This window comes from Streptomyces sp. NBC_01304 (genome assembly GCF_035975855.1).
In the GTDB taxonomy this organism is placed as follows: domain Bacteria; phylum Actinomycetota; class Actinomycetes; order Streptomycetales; family Streptomycetaceae; genus Streptomyces.
This window is the reverse complement of record NZ_CP109055.1, coordinates 6901258-6926590: the sequence shown is the minus strand read 5'-3', so window position 1 is coordinate 6926590 and position 25333 is coordinate 6901258. Positions and strand designations below refer to the sequence as shown.

Genomic DNA, 25333 nt, shown 5'->3' with positions numbered 1-25333 from the left:
TACGCCTGGTCAGCGGGGTACACGGACGACTCAGCGGGGTACCCGGACCACGCCCTCCTGGATGACGGTGATCGCCAGCCGCCCGTCCTGCGTATAGATCCGCGCCTGCCCGAGCCCGCGCCCGCCCGAGGCGGACGGCGACTCCTGGTCGTACAGCAGCCACTCGTCGGCCCGGAACGGCCGGTGGAACCACATCGCGTGGTCGAGCGAGGCCCCGACCACGTCCCCGACCGCCCAGCCACCGCGTCCGTGCGCGAGCAGCACCGAGTCGAGCAGGGTCATGTCGGAGACGTACGTCGCCAGGCAGACGTGCAGCAGCGGGTCGTCGGCCAGCTTGCCGTTGGTGCGGAACCAGACCTGCGAGCGCGGCTCGCGCGGGGTGCCGACGCTGCCCCACGGCGGCACCTCCGCATAGCGGAGATCGACGGCACCACGGGCCTTGACCAGACGTGCCGCCACATCGGCCGGCAGATGCCTGGGCAGCATCTCGGCCGCGGTCGGCAACGTCTCCGGGTCGGGTGCGGGCGGCATGTCGTCCTGGTGCTCCAGCCCCTCCTCGTACGTCTGGAAGGACGCGGAGAGATGGAAGATCGGCTGTCCGTGCTGGACGGCGACGACCCGGCGCGTGGTGAAGGACTTGCCGTCGCGGATCCGGTCGACCATGTAGACGATGGGCGCGCCCGGGTCCCCGGCGCGCAGGAAGTACGCGTGCAGGGAGTGCGCGAGGCGGTCCTCGGGCACGGTGCGGCCCGCGGCCACCAGGGCCTGGGCCGCGACCTGGCCGCCGAAGACGCGCGGGACGATCGACGGCTTGGACCGGCCCCGGAAATAGTCCTGCTCGATCTGCTCCAGGTCGAGCAGATCGAGCAGGCCCTCAAGTGCCTCGCTCATAAGGGGTGTTAGAGCCCCATGTCCTTCGCGATGATCATCTTCATGACCTCGCTGGTGCCGCCGTAGATGCGGTTGACGCGGTTGTCCGCGTACAGGCGGGCGATCGGGTACTCGTTCATGAAGCCGTAACCGCCGTGCAGCTGCAGGCACTTGTCGATCACACGGTGCGCGACCTCGGTGTTGAACAGCTTCGCGGAGGCGGCCTCGGCCGCGGTCAGCTCACCCGCGTCCAGGGCCTCCAGGGAGCGGTCGGCGACGGCCTCGGCGGCGTCCACCTCGGCCTGGCAGGCGGCCAGTTCGAACTTGGTGTTCTGGAAGGAGGCGACCGGCTTGCCGAAGACCGTGCGCTCCTGCACGTACTCCTTGGCGAACCGGACGGCGGCCTTGGCCTGGGCGTACGCGCCGTACGCGATGCCCCAGCGCTCGGACGGCAGGTTGGCGCCGAGGTAGTAGAAGCCCTTGTTCTCCTCGCCGAGGAGGTCCTCGACGGGAACCTTCACGTCGACGAACGCCAGCTCGGCGGTGTCGGAGGTCTTCAGGCCCAGCTTGTCGAGCTTGCGGCCGATCGAGTAGCCCTCGGACTTGGTGTCGACGGCGAAGAGCGAGATGCCGTGGCGGCGGTCCTCGGCGGTCGGCGCGGAGGTGCGGGCGCAGACGATCACGCGGTCGGCGTGGACGCCGCCGGTGATGAAGGTCTTGGAGCCGTTGAGGACGTAGTGCGTGCCGTCCTCGGAGAGCTTGGCGGTGGTCTTCATGCCCGCGACGTCGGAGCCGGTGCCCGGCTCGGTCATCGCGAGGGCCCACATCTCCTCGGCGGAGACGAACTTCTCGAGGTAGCGCTTCTTCTGCTCGTCGGTGGCGAGCATCTTGATGTACGGCAGGGCGAGCAGCACGTGCACGCCGGAGCCGCCGAAGGTGACGCCCGCGCGGGCGGTCTCCTCGTACTGGATGGCCTCGAACTTGTGGGTGTCCATGCCCGCGCCGCCGAACTCCTCGGGCACGTTGATGCCGAAGAGGCCCAGCTCGGCGAGCTTGTAGTAGAACTCGCGCGGCACGATGCCCTGCTCGAACCACTCGTCGTAGTGCGGGACGACCTCGGCCTCGATGAAGGCGCGCAGCATCTCCCGGAACGCGTCGTGGTCCTCGTTGAAAACGGTACGGCGCACGGAAAACTCCCTCTACGGACGGTGGCTGCGACTGCCACACGCATGACTACGACGGCAACTAAGCGCTTGCTCAGATTCAGGTTACCCGTCAGTCACCAAAAGCGTCCAGAGATGTGTGTCACCCGGGGGCGCCCCGGAGGTCAGCCGGCGGCAGCGGCGGCGAAGGCCCCGCGCGCGAGCCGGTGCAGCAGCGCCGCCATCGCCGTACGGCCGGGCAGCGCGCCGGGCCGGCCCAGGTGCGGGGTCGAGTTGAGCAGCCCGAAGACGGCATGCACGGAGGCCCGGGCGTCGGCCTCGGCGAGGTCCGGATAGACCTTGCGGACGGCCTCCACCCACAGCTCGACGTACTGGCGCTGCAGCTGGCGCACCAGCTTGCGGTCGCTGTCCCGCAGCCGGTCCAGCTCACGGTCGTGCAGGGTGATCAGCGGCCGGTCGTCCAGGGCGAAGTCGATGTGCCCCTCGATGAGGGAGTCGAGCACCGCCTCGGGCTCCGCCGCGCCGTCGGGGGCCTCGGCGACGCGCCGCTTGCCGCCGATCAGGAGCTGCTCGCTGATGCCGACCAGCAGCTCGGCGAGCATCGCGTCCTTGCCCGCGAAGTGGCGGTAGAGGCCGGGGCCGCTGATGCCGACGGCGGCCCCTATCTCGTCGACGCCGACGCCGTGGAAGCCGCGGGCGGCGAAGAGGCGGGCAGCCTCCTTGAGGATCTGCTCGCGACGGCTCATCGACGCTGCGGTCGGACTCGTGGTGCTCATGAATCCATTCTAGACAGCGCTGTTAGCGGTCGTTAACCTGATGGCAACACGTTAACGCCCATTAACCACGTCCATCGCGTGACCACATCCATCACGTCACCACGTCCATCACGTCGGGGAGCTATGGCGATGCAGCAGGCACCGGAGCTGAAGAGCGGGGCAGACCCCGCTTCGGAGGCCTGGAAGTCCAACGAGGCCGCCCACCAGGCGCTGGTCACCCAGCTGCGCGAGAAGCTCGCCGCGGCGCAGCTCGGCGGCGGCGAGAAGTCGCGGGCCCGCCATGTGGCCCGCGGCAAGCTGCTGCCACGCGACCGCGTGGACACGCTGCTCGACCCGGGCTCGCCCTTCCTGGAGCTGGCGCCGCTGGCCGCCGACGGGATGTACGGCGGAGACGCCCCGGCCGCGGGTGTGATCGCGGGCATCGGCCGGGTGTCGGGCCGCGAGTGCGTGATCGTCGCCAATGACGCGACCGTCAAGGGCGGCACGTACTACCCGATGACGGTGAAGAAGCACCTCCGCGCCCAGGCCGTCGCCCTCGAAAACCGTCTGCCCTGCCTCTACTTGGTGGACTCCGGCGGCGCGTTCCTCCCGATGCAGGACGACGTGTTCCCCGACCGGGAGCACTTCGGGCGGATCTTCTACAACCAGGCGAAGATGTCGGGCGCCGGCATCCCGCAGATCGCCGCGGTCCTCGGCTCCTGCACGGCGGGCGGCGCGTATGTCCCCGCGATGAGCGACGAGGCGGTCATCGTCCGCAACCAGGGCACGATCTTCCTCGGCGGCCCCCCGCTGGTGAAGGCCGCGACCGGTGAGGTGGTCACCGCCGAGGAGCTGGGCGGCGGCGAGGTCCACTCCCGTACGTCCGGCGTCACGGACCACCTCGCCGAGGACGATGCCCACGCGCTCCGCATCGTCCGCAACATCGTCGCCACGCTGCCGCAGCGCGGCCCGCTCCCCTGGTCGGTCGAGCCGGCCGAGGAGCCGAAGGTCGACCCGGCCGGTCTGTACGGCGCCGTGCCGGTCGACTCCCGCACCCCCTATGACGTACGAGAAGTGATCTCGCGGATCGTCGACGGCTCGCGCTTCCAGGAGTTCAAGGCCGAGTACGGCCAGACGCTGGTCACCGGCTTCGCCCACATCCACGGGCACCCGGTCGGGATCGTCGGCAACAACGGCATCCTGTTCTCCGAATCCGCCCAGAAGGGCGCCCACTTCATCGAGCTCTGCGACCAGCGCGGCATTCCGTTGTTGTTCCTGCAGAACATCTCGGGCTTCATGGTCGGCCGGGACTACGAGGCGGGCGGCATCGCCAAGCACGGCGCCAAGATGGTGACCGCGGTCGCCTGCACCCGCGTACCGAAACTGACGGTCGTGGTCGGCGGCTCGTACGGCGCGGGCAACTACTCGATGTGCGGGCGGGCCTATTCACCGCGCTTCCTTTGGATGTGGCCGAACGCCAAAATCTCCGTCATGGGCGGCGAGCAGGCGGCGTCCGTCCTCGCGACGGTCAAGCGCGACCAGTTGGAGGCGCGCGGCGAGTCCTGGCCGGCCGAGGACGAGGAGGCCTTCAAGGACCCGATCCGCGCGCAGTACGAAACCCAGGGCAACGCCTACTACGCCACCGCCCGCCTCTGGGACGACGGTGTGATCGACCCTCTTGAGACCCGGCAGGTCCTCGGCCTGGCCCTGACCGCGTGTGCCAACGCCCCGCTCGGTGACCCCGAGTTCGGCGTCTTCCGGATGTGAGGCGGATGACCTTGAGCACCAAGACGACGGCCATGTTCGACACAGTCCTCGTGGCCAACCGTGGCGAGATCGCGGTCCGCGTCATCCGTACGCTGCGGGAGCTTGGCGTGCGGTCGGTGGCCGTGTTCAGCGACGCGGACGCCGATGCCCGGCACGTACGCGAGGCGGACACGGCGGTCCGGATCGGGCCCGCTGCCGCCTCCGAGAGCTACCTGTCCGTCGACCGGCTCCTGGACGCGGCCCGCCGTTCCGGCGCCCAGGCGGTCCACCCCGGCTACGGCTTCCTCGCCGAGAACGCCGCCTTCGCGCAGGCCTGCGCGGACGCGGGCCTGGTCTTCATCGGGCCGCCCGCCGCCGCGATCGACCTGATGGGCGACAAGATCCGGGCCAAGGAGACGGTCGCGGCGTACGGGGTGCCGGTGGTGCCGGGCTCCTCCGGAAGCGGGCTCAGCGATGCCCAACTGGCTGCCGCCGCGCGGGAGATCGGGGCGCCGGTCCTCCTCAAGCCCTCGGCGGGCGGTGGCGGCAAGGGCATGCGGCTGGTGCGGGACCTCGCCCTGCTCGACGACGAGATCGCGGCGGCCCGCCGCGAGGCCCGCGCCTCCTTCGGCGACGACACGCTGCTCGTGGAGCGCTGGATCGACCGGCCCCGGCACATCGAGATCCAGGTCCTCGCGGACGGGCACGGGAACGTCGTCCACCTGGGCGAGCGCGAGTGCTCGCTGCAGCGCCGCCACCAGAAGATCATCGAGGAGGCGCCCTCGGTGCTCCTCGATGACGGGACCCGGGCGGCGATGGGCGAGGCGGCGGTGCAGGCGGCGCGCTCGTGCGGGTACGCGGGCGCGGGCACGGTCGAGTTCATCGTGCCGGGCAACGACCCGTCCTCGTACTACTTCATGGAGATGAACACCCGGCTCCAGGTGGAGCACCCGGTCACGGAGCTGATCACGGGGATCGACCTGGTGGAGTGGCAGCTGCGGGTCGCCGCCGGCGAGCAACTGCCCTTCTCCCAGGGCGACATCCGGCTGACCGGGCATGCGGTGGAGGCCCGTATCTGCGCGGAGGACCCGTCCCGGGGCTTCCTGCCCTCCGGCGGCACGGTCCTGTCCCTGAACGAACCTTCCGGTTCCGGCGTACGCACCGACTCCGGGCTGTCCCTCGGGACGGAGGTCGGCAGCCTGTACGACCCGATGCTGTCGAAGGTCATCGCGTACGGCCCCGACCGGGCCGCCGCCTTGCGGGGGTTGAGGTCGGCCCTGGCCTCGACGGTCACCCTCGGGGTGCCGACCAACGCGGGCTTCCTGCGCCGGCTCCTGGCCCATCCGGACGTGGTGTCCGGGGACTTGGACACGGGGCTTGTGGAGCGGGAGGTGGATGGGCTGGTCGATGCTTCGGTGCCGGATGAGGTGTATGCGGCGGCGGCGTTGCTGGCTCAGGCGGATCTTTCTCCCCGCCCCGCCCCTTCCCGAAATCCTGCGGAGCTCGGAACGGCGGGGACCCCCGCCAGGGAGTGGGTCGACCCCTTCGGGGCCGCGAGCGGATGGCGGCTCGGGGGTACCCCGGCGTGGACGGTGCACCACGTACGCGTGCCGGGCCACGACCCGGTGACTGTCCGCGTGCGCGGCCTCGCGGATGATGCCGTCGTCCAGCTCACCACCCCCACCCGCGCCCGGCTGGTCACCGTCACCCCCACCCACCTCACCCTCGAACTCGACGGCATCACCCACAAGTTCAGCCACGCCACCAGCCCGGACGGGCACTGGCTCGGCAGGGACGGTGACGCCTGGCACGTCCAGAGCCATGACCCCGTGGCGGCCAACCTCACCGGAGCCGCCCACGCCGGTGCGGACGCGCTCACCGCGCCGATGCCCGGCACCGTCACCGTCGTCAAGGTCACCGTCGGCGAGGAAGTGGCCGCAGGCCAGAGCCTCCTCGTCGTGGAGGCCATGAAGATGGAGCACGTCATCTCCGCCCCGCACGCCGGCACCGTCACCGAACTGGACGTCACACCCGGCGCCACCGTCGCCATGGACCAGGTGCTCGCAGTGGTCACCCCCCAGGAGGAGTCATGACCGAGGGCCCGGGCAGCCTGCCCATGGTCGTCCCCACCCCCGACCTGCCCCCCAAGGTCCGCATCCACGAGGTCGGCGCCCGCGACGGACTGCAGAACGAGAAGGGGACCGTACCGACCGAGGTCAAGGCCGAGTTCATCCACCGCCTCGCGGACGCCGGGCTCACCACCGTCGAGGCGACCAGCTTCGTCCACCCCAAGTGGGTGCCCCAACTCGCCGACGCCGCCGAGCTGTTCCCGATGCTCGGCGACATCGAAGGCGTCCATCTGCCCGTGCTCGTCCCGAACGAGCGGGGCCTGGAAAGGGCCCTCGGCCTCGGCGCCCGCCGCATCGCCGTCTTCGGTTCGGCGACCGAGACCTTCGCCTCCCGCAACCTCAACCGGACCGTCCAGGAATCCCTGGAGATGTTCGAGCCGGTCGTGGCCCGCGCCAAGGCCGACAAGGTGCACGTGCGCGGCTATCTCTCGATGTGCTTCGGCGACCCCTGGGAGGGCCCGGTCCCGGTCCATCAAGTCGTCCGCGTCGCCAAGGCCTTGATGGACATGGGCTGTGACGAGCTGAGTCTGGGCGACACGATCGGCGTGGCCACCCCCGGCCACGTACAGAATCTGCTCTCCGCACTGAACGAGGAGGGCGTGCCGACCGACGTGATCGGCGTGCACTTCCACGACACGTACGGCCAGGCGCTCTCCAACACGCTCGCCGCGCTGCAGCACGGCGTCACCACCGTGGACGCGTCCGCGGGCGGCCTCGGCGGCTGCCCGTACGCCAAGTCCGCGACCGGGAATCTCGCCACCGAAGACCTCGTGTGGATGCTCGACGGCCTCGGCATCGAGACCGGAGTCGATCTCGGCAAGCTCACCGCGACCAGCGCGTGGCTGGCCGAACAACTGGGCCGACCCAGCCCGTCCCGTACCGTCCGCGCACTCACGAGTGCATCGCAGCCCCAACAGGAGCAGTGAGAACGATGGATCACCGCCTCACCCCCGAGCACGAGGAACTGCGCCGCACCGTCGAGGCGTTCGCGCACGACGTCGTCGCGCCGAAGATCGGCGACTTCTACGAGCGCCACGAGTTCCCGTACGAAATCGTCCGCGAGATGGGGAGGATGGGGCTCTTCGGCCTCCCGTTCCCCGAGGAGTACGGCGGCATGGGCGGGGACTACCTGGCCCTGGGGATCGCCCTGGAGGAGCTGGCCCGGGTCGACTCGTCCGTCGCGATCACCCTCGAAGCGGGCGTCTCGCTCGGCGCGATGCCGATCTTCCGGTTCGGTACGGAGGAGCAGAAGCGGGAGTGGCTGCCGCGGATGTGCGCCGGTGAGGTCCTCGGCGCCTTCGGTCTGACCGAGCCGGAGTGCGGTTCGGACGCGGGCGGCACGAAGACCACCGCCGTGCGCGACGGCGACGAGTGGGTGATCAACGGCTCGAAGTGCTTCATCACCAACTCCGGGACCGACATCACCGGCCTGGTCACGGTCACGGCCGTCACCGGCAGGAAGGACGACGGACGTCCGCTCATCTCGTCGATCATCGTGCCGTCCGGGACGCCGGGCTTCACCGTCGCGGCGCCGTACTCCAAGGTCGGCTGGAACGCGTCCGACACCCGCGAGTTGGCCTTCACGGACGTACGTGTCCCCGTCGCGAACCTCGTGGGCGAGGAGGGCCGCGGCTACGCCCAGTTCCTGCGCATCCTGGACGAGGGACGCATCGCCATCTCGGCGCTGGCGACCGGGCTCGCGCAGGGCTGTGTGGACGAGTCGCTGCGGTACGCCAAGGAGCGCAAGGCCTTCGGCCGGCCGATCGGCGACAACCAGGCGATCCAGTTCAAGCTCGCCGACATGGAGATGAAGGCGTACACGGCGCGGCTCGCCTGGCGGGACGCGGCATCGCGCCTGGTGAACGGGGAGCCGTTCAAGAAGGAGGCCGCGCTGGCGAAGCTGCACTCCTCGACGATCGCGGTGGACAACGCCCGCGAGGCCACACAGATCCACGGCGGGTACGGCTTCATGAACGAGTTCCCGGTGGCCCGCATGTGGCGCGACTCCAAGATCCTGGAGATCGGGGAGGGCACGAGTGAGGTGCAGCGGATGCTGATCGCGCGGGAGCTCGGGCTGGGATAGCGGAGGCCGGGCGGGGACCACATACCGCTTAGGTTAGGTTAACCTAACGCCGAAAACCGGCCAGTGACCCGGCCCGCTCACGCGAAAGCAGACACCTCCATGCGCAACGCCCGAGCCCCTCACCTCTCCCGTCGCGGCCTGCTCGCCGCAGGCACCGCCGTAGGCGCCGGTGTCCTGCTGGCGGCCTGCGGCACGGAAAAGGACAAGACGGGCGGCTCGGGCACCGCCGCGGGGAAGAAGGGCCCCTGGTCCTTCAAGGACGACCGCGGCACCACCGTGAAGGCGGACGCGATTCCGTCGAGCATCGTGGCGTTCACCGGTACCGCCGCCGCGCTGTACGACTACGGCATCCAGGTCAAGGGCGTCTTCGGCCCGACGACGACCCCGGACGGCAAGCCCGACGTCCAGGCCGGCGACCTGGACATCGACAAGGTCGAGATCCTCGGCAACGCCTACGACAAGTTCAACGTCGAAAAGTACGCGTCCCTGGCGCCCGATGCCCTGATCACCGACATGTGGATCAAGGACCAGCTCTGGTACGTCAGCGGTACCGCCGCCGAGAAGAAGATCCTCCAGCTGAAGGTGCCGACCGTCGCCCTGTGGGCCGCCGAGACCACGATGGACAAGGCCCTGGCCCGCCGTCTGGACCTCGCCGAGTCGCTCGGCGCCGACATCACGGCCAAGAAGGTCACCGACGCCAAGACCCGCTTCGAGAAGGCCGCCGCCCGACTGCGCGCCGCCGCCAAGGCCAACCCGGACATCAAGGTCCTGATCGGTTCGGGCAGCAAGGATCTCTTCTACGTCTCCCTCGCCAAGATGTCCGCGGACACCGCGTACTTCGCCCAGCTCGGCGTCAAGTTCGTCGAGCCGAAGGTCAACGCCCAGGGCTTCTTCGAGGAGTTGAGCTGGGAGAACGTCGACAAGTACGACGCGGACATCATCATGCTCGACAACCGTGCCCAGTCGCTGCAGCCCGACGCCCTGGACAAGTCCAAGCCGACCTGGAAGCAGCTCCCGGCGGTGCAGGCGGGCCAGGTCGTCCCGCGCGTCACCGAGCCCATCTACTCGTACGCCAAGTGCGCGCCGGTCCTGGAGGACCTGGCGAAGGCGATCGAGACGGCGAAGAAGGTCAAGAAGTGACGTCGGCCGAGGAGACCGCGGCGACGCCGCCCTTCACGCTCTTCGACCTGGAAGTCGTACGCGCCGAACAGCTCTCGCGCTCCCTGATCCGGGTCACCTTCACCGGCCCGGGCCTGGACGCCTTCACCTCCGGCGGCCGCGACCAGAGCCTGTCGCTGTTCCTGCCGCACCCGGGGCAATCGGATCCGGTCCTGCCGCCCGCGCAGGACCCGGCCACCTGGTACCAGGCGTACCGCGAACTCCCCACCGGCGTACGGGCGATCATGCGCTCGTACACGGTCCGCGCGCAGCGCCGCACCCCGGCACCCGAGGTCGACATCGACTTCGCGATCCACGAGGACGGCGGTCCCGCCTGCGTCTGGGCCGAGCGGGCGAAGGCGGGTGACCGGGTGAAGGTGCTCGGCCCGGCGGTCGAGGACAACACGGGCGTACGCTTCCGGCCGCCCGAGGGCACCGACTGGATCCTGCTCTGGGCCGACGAGACGGCGCTGCCCGCCGCTTCGGCGATCCTGGAGTGGCTGCCGGCGGGTACGAAGGCGAAGGTCTGGCTCGAAGTCCCGTACGCGGACGACAAGTTGGAGCTCACCACCCAGGCGGACGCCGACATCACCTGGCTGGTCCGGGACGGCGCCGAGGCCTCGCGCACCGACCTCACGGTGGACGCGATCCGCGCGGCGAACCTGCCCGGGGGCACCCCGTACACCTGGATCGCGGGCGAGGCGGGCACCATCAAGACCCTCCGCCGCCACCTGGTGAACGACCGCACCTTCGACCGCAAGGCGATCACCTTCGTCGGCTATTGGCGCCTGGGCGCAAGCGAGGACAACCTGCGGGACGAAGCCGAATCCGCTTAGCTTTTCAGCCCGTCCGGTTCCCTCATTCAGCCCGTCCGGCGTTTGAGGACAATCTTTTCCAGCCGACGGCAGTCTTACGGGAAGGGGCGGGGAGGGGAAGAAATCCCCACCCCGCCCCGACTGACCCGCACCCATCAACCCGCAGGCCAGGGCACCTTGCTCGACTTGTAGTAGTCCATCCCAAGGGCATCCCACCGAGGCCCTTGCTGAGCAAGCCGCCCCTTGTACTCCTCGAAGGAGTTCGGCTTCCGAAGCGTCCACCCGAGCTCAGCAATCCCCGGCAACCGCGGAAACGCCATGAACTCGATGTGCTTGCTCGTCGAGATCGTCTCGGCCCAGAGCGGCGCCTCGACCCCGGCGATCGATTCCGCGGGCGCCCCCGCCAGCAAGGTGTCCGGGTTCCAGCTGTAGGACCGGTCGACCTCGACATAGCCGGCCCAGGCCAGCCCCAGCGGGGTGTCCTTGTTGTACTTCATGTCGAGATAGGCCCGGTCGGCCGGCGAGAGGACCAGCTTGGTCCCGTTCTTCGCGGCGTTCACGACCTGGTCCTTCTCCGCCTGGCTGGTCCCGTCCAGACCCCACCACTGCGCGATCGCACCCTGCGCGGGCGTCGCCCCGGTCAGCTGGTGCCAACCCATCACGGTCTTCCCGTACTTGGCGACCACCGGCTGCACCCGGTTCATGAACTTCACGTAGTCCTCATGGCTGGTGGAATGCGCCTCGTCCCCACCAATATGAATGTACTGACCCGGAGTGATCTCGGCGATCTCCCGGATCACATCGTCCACGAAGTCGTACGTGACCTCCTTGGGCACGCACAGCGAACTGAAGCCGACGTTGGTGCCGGTGTAGAGCGGCGGCGCCACGCCGTTGCAGTTCAGCTCGGCGTACGAGGCGAGCGCGGCGTTGGTGTGCCCCGGCATGTCGATCTCCGGGACCACCTCCATGTACCGCGAGCCCGCGTACGCGACGAGGTCCTTGTACTGCGCCTTGGTGTAGTAGCCACCGGGACCGCCGCCGACCTGGGTCGAGCCGCCGTACGTGGCAAGCCTCGGCCAGGAGTCGATCGCGATCCGCCAGCCCTGGTCGTCACTCAGGTGCAGGTGCAGTTTGTTGATCTTGTAGAGCGCCAACTGGTCGATGTAGCGCTTGACTTGGTCGACGGTGAAGAAGTGCCGCGACACATCGAGCATGGCACCGCGGTAGGCGTAGCGCGGCGAGTCCTTGACGGTGCCGCCCGCGATCAGCCAGGGCCCGGACTGCCTGGTCTTCTTCTCGACCTTGGCGGGCAGCTGCTGGCGCAGCGTCTGGATGCCGTGGAAGATCCCGCCGGCCGACCAGGACTCGATACGCAGGACGCCGGATCCGGAGATCAGCCGGTAGCCCTCGGGGCCGAGCACCTTGTTCGCGACGTCCGCACTGGTACGCAGGACGATTCCGTCGGTGTCGACGTTGTCCCGGACGACGGGCAGCTTGTACCCCGTGGCGGGCCGCAGCAGCCGGGCCAGGTACTCGCCGGCCCGCAGATCGGCGGGGTCGTCGTGCCAGACGTGGATCTTGGTCTTGGAGTTGATCTGGAACGCGCCCCCGGCCGGCTCCACCGACATCGGCGCCGGAATCACCTGGCCCAGCGGCCTGGGCTCGGCGGCCCGGGCGTCGGCGTCGGGGGCGGCCCCGACGCAGGAGAGTCCGGCGGCCGCGACGAGCAGCAGCGAGCCGATCAGGCGGGTGAGGGCCTTGTTCGTTCTGAGCTGTCTCACAAGCTGGGTCCCTTCGCCGGGTGTCTCACCGGGGGTGGCCTCTGTCGTGCCGGGCAACTGAACGGTCACCATGCGTACCGTGCCCCTCATACAGGGTCAAGGTGTAGACCACTCCTCGCGGCCGCGGATGCCAGAATCGCTGCATGGCGGAAATCATCCAGCGCGAGGGGACCTGGACCTTCGACGGCGAGACGCTGCGGATCGTGCCGGGCCGCGACAAGAGTGTGAGTCTGCTCCGCAAGGAACTGGGCGAACTCGCGGTGCCCCTGGCCGCGTTGGCGGGGATCTCCTTCGAGCAGGGCAAGAAATCGGGCCGGCTGCGACTGCGGCTCCGCGAGGGCGCCGACCCCCTCCTCCAACTGACGGGGAACAGACTCAAGGACTCCGAGGACCCCTACCAGCTGGCGGTGGACCCGGACCGGTACGGCGTCGCCGAGTACTTCGTCGACGAGGTCCGCCAGGCCCACCTCCTCGACCAGATCCCGTCCGTCGGCTGCGACGGCTACCTCCTGCCCGGCCCGTCGATCCCCCTCTCGGTGACGGCGGGCGACGGCACGGCGAGCTTCGACGGGGATCAGCTGCGCCTGGAGTGGAAGTGGAACACCGAGGAGGCCAAGGCGGCCTCGGGCACCCGCACGCTCGCCCTCGCCGACATCACGGCGGTCGAGTGGCAGCCCTCGGCCGGCCTGGAGAACGGCTACCTCCGCTTCACCGTCCGCCACTCCCCCACCAAGGCTCCGCCGAAGTACGACCCGAACGCGATCGACCTGTACGGCTTCAAGAAGGACTCCCTGATGGCCCTGGTCGGCGCCGCGGTCCAGGCCCGCCTGCGCCACCCGGCGGCAACGGAGAAGAGCGCGGCCATCGCCGCAGCCCCCGCAGACGCGGTGGACCACGACACCCTCCTACGCCGCCTGCGCGAACTGGGCGACCTGCACCAGTCGGGAATCCTGACGGACGAGGAATTCACAACGGCGAAACAGGCAGTACTAAAACGCCTCTAGCCCCTCCACCCCGCCCGGCACCTCTCCAGCCCGCCCGCACCTCTCCATCCCGCCCGGCATCCCTCCAGCCCGCCCGCACCCCTCCAGCCCGCCCGCACCCCTCCAGCCCGTCCGGCGTTTGAGGACAGTCCTTTCAGTCGGCGGCAGCCTTTCGGGAAGAGGCGGGGTGGGGAAAAGACACGCCCTTGCCCGAAACCGGGCAGGATTCTTGCACCGGCCCCCCAGATCGAGCACTATCGCCTGGTGCACGACGACCTCGTAGATCACCTGACCCGCAGCACGCCGCTGCAAAAGGGCGAAGCCCTGCGCGTGATCCAGGACGTCCTGGCGTACTTCGACGAAACGACCGAAGGATTCGTCCGCCGCCGCCACCGCGAACTACAGGCCCAGGGCCTGCTGAACGCAGCGATCTTCGAGCAGATCCAGTCAGACCTGAAGTACCGCGCAGTCGCGCCGCCAGAGCTCTCTCTGCGCCAGCTGCGCCGCATCATCTACGGCTAGAGGAAGAGACCCATATGTGCGGAATCGTCGGATACATCGGCAAACGTGACGTAGCCCCCCTCCTCCTCGAGGGCCTCCAGCGCCTGGAGTACCGCGGCTACGACTCCGCCGGCATCGCCATCTTTAACAAGCACAGCACCGGCAAGGGCACGGCCGGCAAGCCCGCCGGCCTGAAGATGGTCAAGGCCAAGGGCCGCGTCCGCGACCTGGAGGCCAAGGTCCCGGCCCGCTTCAAGGGCACCACCGGCATCGCCCACACCCGCTGGGCCACCCACGGCGCCCCCTCCGACGAGAACGCGCACCCCCACCTGGACGCCGAGGGCAAGGTCGCCGTCGTCCACAACGGCATCATCGACAACGCCTCCGAGCTGCGCACCAAGCTCACCGCCGACGGCGTGGAGTTCCTCTCCGAGACGGACACCGAGGTCCTGGTCCACCTCGTCGCCCGCTCCCAGGCCGAGACCCTGGAGGAGAAGGTCCGCGAGGCGCTGCGGCACGTCGAGGGCACGTACGGCATCGCGGTGATGCACGCGGACTTCAACGACCGCATCGTCGTGGCCCGCAACGGCTCCCCGGTCGTCCTCGGCATCGGCGAGAAGGAGATGTTCGTCGCCTCGGACGTCGCCGCCCTCGTCTCGCACACCCGCCAGGTCGTCACCCTCGACGACGGCGAGATGGCCACCCTCAAGGCCGACGACTTCCGTACGTACACGACGGAGGGCTCCCGTACGACGGCGAACCCGACCACCGTGGAGTGGGAGGCCGAGTCGTACGACATGGGCGGCCACGACACGTACATGCACAAGGAGATCAGCGAGCAGGCCGACGCCGTGGACCGCGTGCTGCGCGGCCGCATCGACGACCGCTTCTCCACCGTGCACCTGGGCGGCCTCAACCTCGACGCCCGCGAGGCGCGCACCATCCGCCGCATCAAGATCCTTGGCTGCGGCACCAGTTACCACGCGGGCCTGATCGGCGCCGGCCTCATCGAGGGCCTGGCCCGTATCCCCGCGGACGCCGAGCCGGCCTCGGAGTTCCGCTACCGCAACCCGGTCGTCGACCCGGACACCCTCTACATCGCGGTCTCCCAGTCGGGTGAGACGTACGACGTGCTCGCCGCCGTACAGGAGTTGAAGCGCAAGGGCGCCCGCGTCCTCGGCGTGGTGAACGTCGTCGGCTCGGCGATCGCCCGCGAGGCCGACGGCGGTGTGTACGTGCACGCCGGTCCCGAGGTCTGCGTCGTCTCGACCAAGTGCTTCACCAACACGGTCGTCGCCTTCGCCCTGCTCGCCCTGCACCTGGGCCGCATCCGCGACCTGTCGGTGTCGGACGGCAAGCGGATCATCGAGGGCCTGCGCCGGCTGCCCGGCCAGATCCAGGAGATCCTCAAGCAGGAGGACGACATCAAGAAGCTGGCGAAGCGGTACGCCGAGGCCAAGTCGATGATGTTCATCGGCCGGGTCCGCGGCTATCCGGTCGCCCTGGAGGCTTCGCTGAAGCTGAAGGAGATCTCGTACATCCACGCCGAGGCGTACCCCGCCTCGGAGTTGAAGCACGGCCCGCTCGCCCTGATCGAGCCCGCCCTGCCGACGGTCGCGATCGTCCCGGACGACGACCTCCTGGAGAAGAACCGTGCCGCCCTGGAGGAGATCAAGGCCCGCAGCGGCCAGATCCTCGCGGTCGCCCACCAGGAGCAGGAGAAGGCCGACCACACCATCGTGGTCCCGAAGAACGAGACCGAGCTGGACCCGATCCTGATGGGCATCCCGCTCCAACTCCTCGCCTACCACACGGCATTGGCGCTCGGCCGGGACATCGACAAGCCGCGCAACCTGGCCAAGTCGGTCACCGTCGAGTAGTTCTCGTACGTACGCCGCCGAGGCCGCGTACGCCCGCAAGACATGAACGACCCCCCTGTGGGTGCCACCAAGCACACAGGGGGGTCGTTCTTCACGTGGGCCCAGGGTCGCCCATTACCCCGGGCCCTTGATGGCTGCTCAGCCGGCGGCCGTCACCCCCCGGCCCGCAGCTCGACCAGGAAGCGCCGTGGGCCAATTGGCCAGGGACGCCGTGGCTCCGTACCAGGCGAACGCACCCGCGGCCACCGCGAACCAGCCGCCGACCTTGGCGAGCCCGTCGCTCTCGCCGAACGTCCCGATGGCGAGCAGCAGCAGCGAGACGAACAGCAGGCCGTACCCACCCTGCGAGAGCAGACCGCCGCCGGCTGCCCCCAGGGTCAGGCTGAGCGCGAGGAGCGCGAAGAGCAGCAGGAACAGGCCCGCCGCGTTCTTCGAGACGCCGGCCTCCGCCGTGACGCCCCAGGTGAACCAGAAGGCGGCCAGGCCCGCGAAGGCCGTGCCGGTGAATGAGTCGTTGTCGCGGAAGGCGAAGAGCCCCGCGATGAACAGCGCGATCCCGCCGACGAAGGTCGCGATCGAGACCGCGTCCGCCGCCGTCACGCCGTCGATCACATCGGTGTGACCGAGCCCGAAGGCCAGCAGGGTGAGGCCGAGGGCCAGTGATCCGAGGGTTGATGTGGTGCTTCCCGCAGAGACGTCCTTGTCCACGGCGGGCTCCCTTCATGTGCAGTTGTGCTGCATGGTGGTGCTGGGCCATGCGGTTGTGCCAGCGAGCCTTATGTACCCTTCACAAGGGCACAAACCACCTCTACGCGCGAGTAGATTTATGCGCCGTCAAGCGGGAGTTGACCTGTCGGCGGTCCCATCTCACCTGGGACAACGCGGGGTTACGGAATGACAACGACGGGGCGCTGAGCGCGGCGCGCGAGCCGTCCCGCGACGGAGCCGAAGATCCGGCCGACGATGCCGTGCGTGGAGCCGACGACGATCGCGTCCGCCTCGTACTCCTTGCCGACCTCTTCGAGCTCGTGGCAGATGTCGCCGCCGCGCTCGACGAGGATCCAGGGGACGTCGCAGAGGTACTCGGCGCAGGCGAGTTCGAGTCCGAGGACCTCGGTGCGATGGTCGGGTACGTCGACGAAGACAGGGGGTTCGCAGCCCGCCCAGACCGTGGTGGGCAGCCGGTTGGCCACATGCACGATGATCAGGCCCGAGCCGGAACGGCCCGCCATGCCGATGGCGTACGCGAGGGCCCGCTCACTGGAGTTGGAGCCGTCGAAGCCGACGACAACCCCGTGCTTGAAGGCGGGATCGCAGGACTGACGTGTCTCTTCCGCCGCCAGGGGGGTCGTCGGATCGGCGACCTGCCGCTTGCGGTCCGCGGGTTCGAAGAATTCGTGACCGGCCATGTGTGTCTCGGCTGAAGGAAGTCCTCTGTGCGAGGGACGACTTTTCTCGGGCAGATTTTCTCGGGCAGAGTGGCGCTGAGGGGTGGAGCGTGTCCGGGAATCATCTTCCCAACCCCATACCCCCAAGGGTACGGCGACACTCCTCTCCTGCCCAGGTCCGCGGGGGTTCACCCACGGCGTTCCAGGGAGCATGCACGAGCGCGCCCCGTATGGCAACGGTTGCTGCCCTGTACAGCCTTTTGCCCTTGTAACGGTCTTCCGCTCTTCAACTACGTACGACAGTGACTGTCAACTCTGTACGCCAGTGACCGCCCGCGCCCGCAAGCGTTGAACTTGCGAATCTCCAGCCGCAGGGAGCAACGCCGTGCCCGGACCGTCGCCCGCGCCCCCGAACTCACCCCCGAACCCCCCTTCCCAGCCGCCACCGGGCGCCGGACGCCGCCGGGAGGGATGGGCGCCGCCCGAGCAACGGTGGAGTGCGGCTCAAAAACCGATTGACCTTTATTCTTCTGGCTCCCTCACACGGGCCCAGGAGACCCCGGCCGCCCCGGAGCCGCCGACGGGTCACGCGGTGGGCGACGTGGTGGGCTGGGCCGCCTTCAGCTGCGTCCTGGTACCGGTCGTCCTCGTCGTGTACGGCACCTCGTTCGGCGGGGCCGCCTGGGCGGCGCTCGGGCTCGCGGCGGTGACAGGGGTGTGCCGTGTGCTGCTTCGCCAGTCGGAACGCGGGGCGGCCCGGCAGCGGCTGCGGGACAACGGCGTTCCCGCGCAGGGCGGCGGCGTCCCAGCACAGGGCGGCGACACCCACGGGCCGGACGACGGCATCCGTCGTGGCCGGCGCGGCAGGACGGGCTCGGGGGCGCATCGGGGCGGCCGGCACTCGGCTTGAAATACACCGGGGGCTGACTCGAATCGGCTGCACGCTCCCGGCACTTTTCAGCCAAAGTGCTTGGGGCATGCACCTCTTGGCCCGGACACCCATCAACCCCCTGTCCACCAGGGCAGAAAGCCCAGCGGGGGGCGTCTGCACCCTACGGGGACCGGCCATGGGCCAAAGGCGTACTTCCCAGCAACGCCCTTGAGTGCAACGCTTCGTGATCGAATGCTTCACGCCAAGTTGCCATGTCGACTTTCTAGCGGGTGCTGAACTGGTCACGTCGGCACCACGGGACACAGTAGATTCGATCATGACCGTCTGGGCGGGGGACTTGTGCAGGACCGAGGGGCTGTGACTTTCAGAAGAGAAGTGCAGAAGCACACGACCCAGCAGGACAGCGCCGGGGGCACCGCGACCACCGAGGGGGGCTTAGCCGCATGAGCCACGACTCCGCAGCCGCGTTGGAAGGCGCGCGCAAGCTCTCGGGTCGGCGTCGCAGGGAAATCGTCGCCGTGCTGCTGTTCAGCGGCGGGCCCATCTTCGAGAGCTCGATACCGCTCTCCGTATTCGGAGTTGACCGACAGGATGCCGGGGTTCCCCGGTACCGCCTTCTTGTCTGCGCGGGCGAGGACGGCCCGCTGCGGACCACAGGGGGGCTCGAACTCACCGCGCCCTACGGCCTGGAGGCGATAGCGCGAGCGGGCACCGTGGTGGTGCCGGCCTGGCGCTCGATCACCTCTCCACCGCCGGAGGAGGCGCTCGACGCACTGCGCCGCGCACATGAGGAGGGGGCCCGCATCGTCGGGCTGTGCACCGGCGCGTTCGTACTCGCGGCGGCCGGCCTGCTGGACGGCAGGCCCGCCACCACCCACTGGATGTACGCGCCGACGCTGGCCAAGCGCTATCCATCCGTGCACGTCGATCCACGCGAGCTGTTCGTGGACGACGGTGACGTCCTGACGTCGGCCGGCACGGCCGCGGGCATCGACCTGTGCCTGCACATCGTGCGCACCGACCACGGCAGCGAGGCGGCCGGGGCACTGGCCCGCCGGCTCGTCGTACCACCGCGTCGGTCCGGCGGACAGGAGCGCTACCTCGACCGGTCGCTTCCCGAGGAGATCGGTGCCGACCCCCTCGCGGAGGTCGTGGCGTGGGCGCTCGAGCATTTACACGAACAGTTCGACGTGGAGACGCTGGCCGCGCGCGCCTACATGAGCAGACGGACCTTCGACCGCAGGTTCCGCTCGCTCACCGGCAGCGCACCACTGCAGTGGCTCATCACCCAGCGGGTGCTGCAGGCCCAGCGGCTCCTGGAGACGTCGGAGTACTCGGTGGACGAGGTCGCGGGCCGCTGCGGCTTCCGTTCGCCGGTCGCGCTGCGCGGGCACTTCCGCCGCCAGCTCGGCTCCTCACCCGCGGCCTACCGGGCGGCCTACCGCGCCCGCAGACCGCAGAGCGAGCGCCCGGCAGAGCCGGAAGACCCACTTCCGGTGCCGTCGCGGCGGGCCGCGGCAGCCTCCTCGCTCGGTCTGGCGGGGGCCACCGCCCCCACCGAACCGGGCAAGCCCAGCTCCGATGCGTACGCCCACACCCGCGCGACGCTCCCCGGCCAGCGGGAACGCCCCGTAGGCTGAGACGCATGAACGATCGCATGGTGTGGATCGACTGCGAGATGACCGGGCTCTCGTTGACGGACGACGCACTCATCGAGGTGGCCGCACTGGTCACCGACTCGGAACTGAACGTGCTCGGCGAAGGCGTGGACATCGTGATCCGCCCTCCGGACGCTGCGCTGGAGACGATGCCCGAGGTGGTGCGCAACATGCACACCGCCTCGGGCCTCCTCGAGGAGCTGGCGGGGGGCACCACGCTCGCCACCGCGGAGGAGCAGGTCCTGGCGTACGTACGTGAACACGTCAAAGAGCCCGGCAAGGCCCCGCTGTGCGGAAACTCGGTCGGCACCGACCGCGGCTTCCTGCTGCGGGACATGCCGACGCTCGAGGACTACATGCACTACCGCATCGTGGACGTCTCCTCGATCAAGGAGCTGTCGCGGCGCTGGTACCCGCGCGCGTACTTCAACAGCCCGGAGAAGAACGGCAACCACCGGGCGCTCGCCGACATCCGCGAATCCATCGCCGAGCTGCGCTACTACCGCGAGGCGATCTTCGTCCCGCAGCCCGGCCCCGACTCCGAGACCGCGCGGACCATCGCGGCCAAGTACGTCCTGCCCGCCGAATAGACCCTGCACAGGACCCCCTGCTCAGGGCCCCTGCGGGCCCGGGAAAAAGGTGGGCGCGAGCACCCGCTCGGACCCTGTACACTTTTTCTCGGCCGGTCAGAAAAACGACCGGACATGGTGGGTGTAGCTCAGTTGGTAGAGCACCTGGTTGTGGTCCAGGTGGCCGCGGGTTCAAGTCCCGTCACTCACCCTGATCGATTCGGGCCCCGGTTCTTCGGAACCGGGGCCCCTTTCGTTTGTCGGGGCCCCGGAGCCGCACCTACGAAGACGCCCGCACCACCAGCTCCGCCGGCAGGACGAGCTGGCGCCGGTCCGGGCGGCGGGCCGCCGCCGTGCGGCCCGCCGAGACCTCCGCGATCTCCTTGAGGAGCAGTCCCGTCATCGCGCGGCCCATCTCCTCGATCGGCTGGCGGACGCTGGTCAGCGGCGGATCCATGTGGCGGGCGATCGCCGAGTCGTCATAGCCGACCAGGGCCACGTCGTCGGGTATCCGGCGCCCCGCCTCCCGCAGCACCTGCCGCGCGCCCGCCGCCATCACGTCCGAGCCCGCGAAGACCGCGTCGAGGTCCGGGCGGCGGCGAAGGAGCTCCAGCATCGCGCGCCGGCCGCCCTCCTCCGTGAAGTCGCCCGGCTCGATCAGCCCCTCGTCCACCGTGTGGCCCGCCTCGGTCAGCGCCTCGCGGTAGCCGTCGAGGCGGCGCTGGGCTCCGTACACATCGAGCCGGCCCGTGATCGTGGCTATCACCGTGCGGCCGCGCGCCAGCAGGTGCTCGACGGCGGACCGCGCCCCGGCGAAGTTGTCGGAGTCGACCGAGGGGAGCGGCTCGACGGCACCGCGGCGGCCCGAGATCACGGCCGGGATCTCCAGCTGGGCCAGCAGATCGGGCAGCGGATCGTTGGCGTGCACGGAGACCAGGAGCACCCCGTCCACGCGGTGCGCCGCCAGATACTGGGCAAGGCGCTGCCGCTCCCGGTCACTGCCCGCGAAGATCAGCAGCAGTTGCATCTCCGTCTCGCCGAGCTCCGCGCCGACGCCGCGCAGGACGTCCGAGAAGTACGGCTCGGCGAAGAAGCGGGTCTCCGGCTCGGGCACCACGAGCGCGATCGCGTCCGTACGGTTGGCCGCGAGGGCGCGGGCCGCCGTGTTCGGCACATAGCCGAGCTCCGTGACCGCGGCCTCCACCGCCGCCCGGGTCGCCTCACTCACCCGCGGCGATCCGTTGATGACGCGGGAGACCGTGCCCCGGCCCACGCCCGCCCGCGCGGCGACCTGCTCCAGCGTCGGCCGTCCGCCGCTGCGGCTGCGCCCCGAGTGAGCTGCCATGACCGGCCTCCCGTCACGTCCTTGGGCCAGGAATCTAACAGTCTGATCTTTTCCGGCCTCGGGCACCGACCCCCGCAGCCGTACGCGATCCGCACGGGGCCGGCCGTCACAGCATTCCCCATAACAGGCCGATAACTGAGGACAGGGCGCACTGTCCGGTCCCTTGACACCCCCGCAGCGAACGGCGACTCTTCAACTCATCACCTATGGGAGCGCTCCCACAGTACCTGACGCATACACATCCCGCACGTTCCCCGCCCGAGCCGCAGAGTGAACCGACGGGCCCAGCAGTGGAGTTGGCCGGGGGGCCGGCACATCAGGCAATCAGGAGGACGCAATGCGCACGAGTTCCCGCCGGTCCCGGCGACTGGTGGCCTTGGCGGCCGTGACCACGCTGGCCACAGGCCTGCTGACCGCTTGCTCCAGCGACGACGACGGCTCGGGTGGCAGCGACGGAAAGATCACGCTCAATGTGGGCACGTTCGGTGTGCTGGGCCTGAAGCAGGCAGGGCTCTACGAGGAGTACGAGAAGGCGCACCCGAACATCAAGATCAAAGAGAACGTCATCGAGCGGAACGACCTCTACTACCCGAAGCTCCTCACCCAGCTGCAGTCCGGCGCCGGTGTCAACGACGTCGCGGCCATAGAGGTCAGCAACATCACCGAGGTCGTGCAGACCCAGGCCGCCAAGTTCGAGGACCTGAGCAAGGCCAAGGGCGTCTCCAAGGACACCTACCTCGACTGGAAGTGGGCGCAGGCCACGACCGAGGACGGCAAGACGGTCGGGCTCGGCGTCGACATCGGCCCCACGGCGCTCTGTTACCGCAAGGACCTCTTGAAGAAGGCCGGGCTGCCCACCGACCGCGAGGAGCTCGCCAAGGCGTGGGCCGGCGACTGGGACAAGTACGTCGCGCTCGGCGAGAAGTACATGAAGAAGGCGCCCAAGGGCACCAAGTTCGTCGACTCCGCCTCCAGCGTCTACAACTCCGTCTTCGCCGGCGCCACCGAGCGCTACTACGACAAGAGCGGCAAGGAGATCTACGAGGAGAGCCAGGGCCGCAAGGACGCCTGGGACACCGCGATGAAGGTCGCGCAGGGCGACATGTCCGCCAAGCTCAAGCAGTTCGACCCGACTTGGGACTCGGGCTTCGCCAACGCCAAGTTCGCCACGGTGTCCTGCCCCGCCTGGATGGCCGGCTACATCCAGGAGAAGACCGGCCCGAGCGGCAAGGGCCAGTGGGACATGGCCAAGGCGCCCACCGCCGGCAACTGGGGCGGCACCTTCCTCGGCGTGCCGAGCGCGGGCAAGCACAAGAAGGAGGCGACCGAGCTCGCCGTCTGGCTCACCCAGCCCGAGCAGCTCGCGAAGGTCTTCGCCAAGCAGGCCAGCTTCCCGTCCACGCCGTCGGTCTACGACAAGCTGAAGCCTTCGGCCGCGACGTCCGCGTACTTCAACAACGCCCCCATCACCGAGCTCTTCGCCGGCATCGCGAAGGACATCCCCTCTGCCATCTATGGCATCAAGGACGCCCAGATCGGCCAGTCCATCACGGACATCGGTGTGCTCCAGGTGGAGCAGCAGGGCAAGACTCCCGAGGAGGGCTGGGAGGCGGCCCAGGAGGAGATCAAGGATGTTCTGGGACAGTGACACCCATGTCCGAGACCGCTGAGGACGCCCATGTCCGAGACTGCTGAGTACGCCGAGACCGCGTCCCCCGGTGCGGGGGACGCGGCCCCGGCCGCATCGAAGAGCCGCAAGGCCGCCACGCCCTCGTGGCGCAGCCGTCTGTACCGCTGGGACATAAAGGCGTCGCCGTACCTGTTCGTCGCTCCGTTCTTCGTCTTCTTCGGCGCCTTCGGCCTGTTCCCGCTGCTCTACACCGGCTGGGCCTCGCTGCACCGCCTGGAGCTGACCAACCTCGACGGCGGCACCTGGCTGGGCCTGGAGAACTACCGCAACCTGCTGGGGAGCGACTACTTCTGGAACGCCCTTGGCAACACCTTCACCATCGGTGTGATCTCCACCGTCCCCCAGCTCGCCATCGCGCTCGGCATCGCCCATCTGCTCAACTACAAGCTGCGCGGCTCCACTCTGTGGCGGGTCGCGATGCTCACTCCGTACGCAACCTCCGTGGCCAGTGCCACGCTGGTCTTCACGCTGCTGTACTCGTGGGACGGCGGCATGGTCAACTGGCTGATCGGCCAGGTCGGCGTCGATCCGATCAACTGGCGTGAATCCACCTGGGGTTCACAGTTCGCGGTGTCCTCGATCGTCATCTGGCGGTGGACCGGGTACAACGCGCTGATCTATCTGGCCGCGATGCAGGCCGTGCCGCACGACCTGTACGAGTCGGCCGCGCTCGACGGGGCCTCGCGCTGGCAGCAGTTCCGGCACGTGACCGTGCCGATGCTGCGCCCGACGATCCTGTTCACCGTGGTCGTGTCGACCATCGGGGCCACCCAACTCTTCGGCGAGCCACTGCTGTTCGGCGGCACGTCCGGGTCCAAGGGCGGCGCGGCCCACCAGTTCCAGACCCTGGGCCTCTATCTGTACGACCAGGGCTGGATCAACGGCCATCTGGGGCGGGCCTCGGCCGTCGCCTGGCTGATGCTGGCGATCCTGCTGCTCATCGCCGCGGTCAATCTCCTGATCGCCCGACGTCTGAGGAGGGACCGGTGAAGTCCCGCCCCACGGGCCTGAAGGCCGACCGCCGTACGGGCCTGAAGGCCGACCGCCGTACGGGCCTGAAGGCCGACCGCCGTACGGGCCTGAAGGCAGGCCGCACGATGCACGCGGGGCCCGTCACCTATGCCGTGCTCGCCCTGTTCACCGCCATCTCGCTGGCGCCGCTGGTGTGGACGGCGATCGCCGCCTCGCGTACGAGCGGACGGCTCGCCCAGACACCGCCACCCCTGTGGTTCGGCGGGAACATCTTCAAGAACCTCGAGCGGGCCTGGACGGAGGCGAGCCTCGGCGACGCGATGCTCAACACGACCATCGTGGCGAGCACCATCACCTTCGGCACGGTCCTGTTCTCCACCGTCGCCGGATTCGCCTTCGCCAAGCTGAAGTTCAGGATGCGCGGCGCGCTGCTCCTGCTGACCATCGGCACGATGATGGTGCCGCCGCAGCTCAGCGTCGTACCGCTGTATCTGTGGATGGCCGACCTGCAGTGGACCAACCAGCTCCAGTCGGTGATCCTGCCGACGTTCGTCAGCGCCTTCGGTGTGTTCTTCATGCGGCAGTACCTGGTGCAGGCGCTGCCCACCGAGCTCATCGAGGCGGCCCGGATGGACGGTGCCAGCAGTCTGCGCATCATCTGGCACGTGGTCTTCCCGGCGGCGCGGCCGGCCATGGCCGTGCTCGGGCTGCTCACGTTCGTGTTCGCCTGGAACGACTTCCTCTGGCCGATCATCGCCCTCAACCAGTCGAACCCGACCGTGCAGGTGGCGCTCAACTCCCTCGGCACGGGCTACATCCCGGACCGGGCAGTGATCATGGCGGGCGCGCTGCTCGGCACGCTGCCGCTGCTCTTCGCGTTCATCCTGTTCGGCAAGCAGATCGTGAGCGGCATCATGCAGGGCGCGGTCAAGGGCTGAGCCCTTCGCGCCCTTCG

22 protein-coding genes and 1 tRNA gene are annotated in these 25333 nt (G+C 69.2%); 16 read left to right on the top strand and 7 right to left on the bottom strand.

Annotation, left to right across the window (positions count from 1 at the left end; genetic code table 11):
* Positions 1-30 precede the first annotated feature (30 nt).
* The 3 genes from tesB to OG430_RS30765 form a co-directional block, all read right to left on the bottom strand.
* The gene (gene tesB / locus OG430_RS30775) at positions 31-891 is read right to left on the bottom strand and encodes an acyl-CoA thioesterase II (RefSeq protein ID WP_327355892.1); all 861 of its coding nucleotides are present in this window, start codon (positions 889-891) and stop codon (positions 31-33) included.
* A gap of 8 nt (positions 892-899) precedes the next feature.
* Positions 900-2057 carry an acyl-CoA dehydrogenase family protein gene (locus tag OG430_RS30770; protein WP_327355891.1) on the bottom strand — a complete coding sequence of 386 codons (1158 nt, stop codon included), beginning with the start codon at positions 2055-2057 and terminating at the stop codon, positions 900-902.
* Between the two features lie 140 nt (positions 2058-2197).
* Positions 2198-2809 carry an SACE_7040 family transcriptional regulator gene (locus tag OG430_RS30765; protein WP_327355890.1) on the bottom strand — a complete coding sequence of 204 codons (612 nt, stop codon included), beginning with the start codon at positions 2807-2809 and terminating at the stop codon, positions 2198-2200.
* A 129-nt stretch (positions 2810-2938) separates the two neighbouring features.
* On the opposite strand from OG430_RS30765, the gene OG430_RS30760 reads away from it, so the two are divergent.
* From OG430_RS30760 to OG430_RS30735, 6 genes are all read left to right on the top strand, one after another.
* Positions 2939-4555 carry a carboxyl transferase domain-containing protein gene (locus OG430_RS30760; RefSeq protein WP_327355889.1) on the top strand — a complete coding sequence of 539 codons (1617 nt, stop codon included), beginning with the start codon at positions 2939-2941 and terminating at the stop codon, positions 4553-4555.
* 32 nt (positions 4556-4587) lie between these two features.
* Complete coding sequence (locus OG430_RS30755; RefSeq protein ID WP_327359288.1) at positions 4588-6627, top strand: acetyl/propionyl/methylcrotonyl-CoA carboxylase subunit alpha; 2040 nt, start codon at positions 4588-4590, stop codon at positions 6625-6627.
* Positions 6624-7589, top strand: coding sequence for a hydroxymethylglutaryl-CoA lyase (locus OG430_RS30750; RefSeq protein WP_327355888.1), 966 nt, complete (start codon positions 6624-6626; stop codon positions 7587-7589). The genes OG430_RS30755 and OG430_RS30750 overlap by 4 nt, the downstream gene beginning before the upstream one ends.
* Before the next feature lie 5 nt (positions 7590-7594).
* Positions 7595-8746: an acyl-CoA dehydrogenase family protein gene (locus tag OG430_RS30745; protein WP_327355887.1), complete on the top strand. Its 1152-nt coding sequence runs from the start codon at positions 7595-7597 to the stop codon at positions 8744-8746.
* Positions 8747-8845: 99 nt separating this feature from the next.
* Positions 8846-9886, top strand: coding sequence for an ABC transporter substrate-binding protein (locus OG430_RS30740; protein ID WP_327355885.1), 1041 nt, complete (start codon positions 8846-8848; stop codon positions 9884-9886).
* Complete coding sequence (locus tag OG430_RS30735) at positions 9883-10740, top strand: siderophore-interacting protein (protein ID WP_327355884.1); 858 nt, start codon at positions 9883-9885, stop codon at positions 10738-10740. The genes OG430_RS30740 and OG430_RS30735 overlap by 4 nt, the downstream gene beginning before the upstream one ends.
* A 134-nt stretch (positions 10741-10874) precedes the next feature.
* Here OG430_RS30735 and OG430_RS30730 read toward each other — a convergent pair whose 3' ends face one another.
* Complete coding sequence (locus tag OG430_RS30730) at positions 10875-12572, bottom strand: beta-N-acetylhexosaminidase (protein ID WP_442816578.1); 1698 nt, start codon at positions 12570-12572, stop codon at positions 10875-10877.
* A gap of 71 nt (positions 12573-12643) precedes the next feature.
* Here OG430_RS30730 and OG430_RS30725 point away from each other — a divergent pair, with 71 nt between their 5' ends.
* From OG430_RS30725 to glmS, 3 genes are all read left to right on the top strand, one after another.
* Positions 12644-13504, top strand: a complete 861-nt coding sequence (locus OG430_RS30725; RefSeq protein ID WP_327355881.1) for a DUF4429 domain-containing protein — start codon at positions 12644-12646, stop codon at positions 13502-13504.
* 243 nt (positions 13505-13747) lie between these two features.
* On the top strand, positions 13748-14005 hold the full coding sequence (locus OG430_RS30720) for a hypothetical protein (RefSeq protein WP_327355880.1): 258 nt from the start codon (positions 13748-13750) through the stop codon (positions 14003-14005).
* Between the two features lie 14 nt (positions 14006-14019).
* Positions 14020-15864: a glutamine--fructose-6-phosphate transaminase (isomerizing) gene (gene glmS, locus OG430_RS30715; RefSeq protein ID WP_327355878.1), complete on the top strand. Its 1845-nt coding sequence runs from the start codon at positions 14020-14022 to the stop codon at positions 15862-15864.
* A 138-nt stretch (positions 15865-16002) separates the two neighbouring features.
* On the opposite strand, the gene OG430_RS30710 is transcribed toward glmS, so the two are convergent.
* Together OG430_RS30710 and OG430_RS30705 are read right to left on the bottom strand one after the other, a co-directional pair.
* Entirely contained in the window at positions 16003-16572 is a 570-nt protein-coding gene (locus tag OG430_RS30710) for a GPR1/FUN34/YaaH family transporter (RefSeq protein WP_327355877.1), read from the bottom strand.
* Between the two features lie 179 nt (positions 16573-16751).
* On the bottom strand, positions 16752-17273 hold the full coding sequence (locus tag OG430_RS30705) for a universal stress protein (RefSeq protein WP_327355875.1): 522 nt from the start codon (positions 17271-17273) through the stop codon (positions 16752-16754).
* 571 nt (positions 17274-17844) lie between these two features.
* Here OG430_RS30705 and OG430_RS30700 point away from each other — a divergent pair.
* The 4 genes from OG430_RS30700 (at position 17845) to OG430_RS30685 (ending at position 20582) form a co-directional block, all read left to right on the top strand.
* Positions 17845-18162 carry a hypothetical protein gene (locus OG430_RS30700; RefSeq protein WP_327355874.1) on the top strand — a complete coding sequence of 106 codons (318 nt, stop codon included), beginning with the start codon at positions 17845-17847 and terminating at the stop codon, positions 18160-18162.
* A 425-nt stretch (positions 18163-18587) separates the two neighbouring features.
* Positions 18588-19784 carry a helix-turn-helix domain-containing protein gene (locus tag OG430_RS30695; protein ID WP_327355873.1) on the top strand — a complete coding sequence of 399 codons (1197 nt, stop codon included), beginning with the start codon at positions 18588-18590 and terminating at the stop codon, positions 19782-19784.
* Positions 19785-19789: 5 nt separating this feature from the next.
* The gene (orn, locus tag OG430_RS30690; RefSeq protein ID WP_327355872.1) at positions 19790-20392 is read left to right on the top strand and encodes an oligoribonuclease; all 603 of its coding nucleotides are present in this window, start codon (positions 19790-19792) and stop codon (positions 20390-20392) included.
* Between the two features lie 117 nt (positions 20393-20509).
* A tRNA-His gene (locus OG430_RS30685) sits at positions 20510-20582 on the top strand.
* A gap of 69 nt (positions 20583-20651) precedes the next feature.
* Here the strand turns inward: OG430_RS30685 and OG430_RS30680 are convergent.
* Positions 20652-21716, bottom strand: a complete 1065-nt coding sequence (locus OG430_RS30680) for a LacI family DNA-binding transcriptional regulator (protein WP_327355871.1) — start codon at positions 21714-21716, stop codon at positions 20652-20654.
* Between the two features lie 337 nt (positions 21717-22053).
* Between OG430_RS30680 and OG430_RS30675 the strand changes: the two genes are divergently transcribed.
* From OG430_RS30675 to OG430_RS30665, 3 genes are all read left to right on the top strand, one after another.
* Complete coding sequence (locus OG430_RS30675) at positions 22054-23364, top strand: ABC transporter substrate-binding protein (protein ID WP_327355870.1); 1311 nt, start codon at positions 22054-22056, stop codon at positions 23362-23364.
* A 30-nt stretch (positions 23365-23394) separates the two neighbouring features.
* Positions 23395-24396, top strand: coding sequence for a carbohydrate ABC transporter permease (locus tag OG430_RS30670; RefSeq protein WP_327355869.1), 1002 nt, complete (start codon positions 23395-23397; stop codon positions 24394-24396).
* A 107-nt stretch (positions 24397-24503) separates the two neighbouring features.
* Entirely contained in the window at positions 24504-25316 is an 813-nt protein-coding gene (locus OG430_RS30665) for a carbohydrate ABC transporter permease (protein WP_327359287.1), read from the top strand.
* The last annotated feature ends 17 nt before the right edge of the window (positions 25317-25333 follow it).

Bases quoted from the DNA above. Each gene is read 5' to 3' on its own strand.
- tesB (WP_327355892.1), bottom strand. From the start codon at position 891: ATGAGCGAGGCACTTGAGGGCCTGCTCGATCTGCTCGACCTGGAGCAG.
- OG430_RS30765 (WP_327355890.1), bottom strand. From the start codon at position 2,809: ATGAGCACCACGAGTCCGACCGCAGCGTCGATGAGCCGTCGCGAGCAG.
- OG430_RS30760 (WP_327355889.1), top strand. From the start codon at position 2,939: ATGCAGCAGGCACCGGAGCTGAAGAGCGGGGCAGACCCCGCTTCGGAG.
- OG430_RS30755 (WP_327359288.1), top strand. From the start codon at position 4,588: ATGTTCGACACAGTCCTCGTGGCCAACCGTGGCGAGATCGCGGTCCGC.
- OG430_RS30750 (WP_327355888.1), top strand. From the start codon at position 6,624: ATGACCGAGGGCCCGGGCAGCCTGCCCATGGTCGTCCCCACCCCCGAC.
- OG430_RS30745 (WP_327355887.1), top strand. From the start codon at position 7,595: ATGGATCACCGCCTCACCCCCGAGCACGAGGAACTGCGCCGCACCGTC.
- OG430_RS30740 (WP_327355885.1), top strand. From the start codon at position 8,846: ATGCGCAACGCCCGAGCCCCTCACCTCTCCCGTCGCGGCCTGCTCGCC.
- OG430_RS30730 (WP_442816578.1), bottom strand. From the start codon at position 12,572: ATGGTGACCGTTCAGTTGCCCGGCACGACAGAGGCCACCCCCGGTGAG.
- OG430_RS30725 (WP_327355881.1), top strand. From the start codon at position 12,644: ATGGCGGAAATCATCCAGCGCGAGGGGACCTGGACCTTCGACGGCGAG.
- glmS (WP_327355878.1), top strand. From the start codon at position 14,020: ATGTGCGGAATCGTCGGATACATCGGCAAACGTGACGTAGCCCCCCTC.
- OG430_RS30705 (WP_327355875.1), bottom strand. From the start codon at position 17,273: ATGGCCGGTCACGAATTCTTCGAACCCGCGGACCGCAAGCGGCAGGTC.
- OG430_RS30695 (WP_327355873.1), top strand. From the start codon at position 18,588: ATGAGCCACGACTCCGCAGCCGCGTTGGAAGGCGCGCGCAAGCTCTCG.
- orn (WP_327355872.1), top strand. From the start codon at position 19,790: ATGAACGATCGCATGGTGTGGATCGACTGCGAGATGACCGGGCTCTCG.
- OG430_RS30680 (WP_327355871.1), bottom strand. From the start codon at position 21,716: ATGGCAGCTCACTCGGGGCGCAGCCGCAGCGGCGGACGGCCGACGCTG.
- OG430_RS30675 (WP_327355870.1), top strand. From the start codon at position 22,054: ATGCGCACGAGTTCCCGCCGGTCCCGGCGACTGGTGGCCTTGGCGGCC.
- OG430_RS30670 (WP_327355869.1), top strand. From the start codon at position 23,395: ATGTCCGAGACTGCTGAGTACGCCGAGACCGCGTCCCCCGGTGCGGGG.
- OG430_RS30665 (WP_327359287.1), top strand. From the start codon at position 24,504: ATGCACGCGGGGCCCGTCACCTATGCCGTGCTCGCCCTGTTCACCGCC.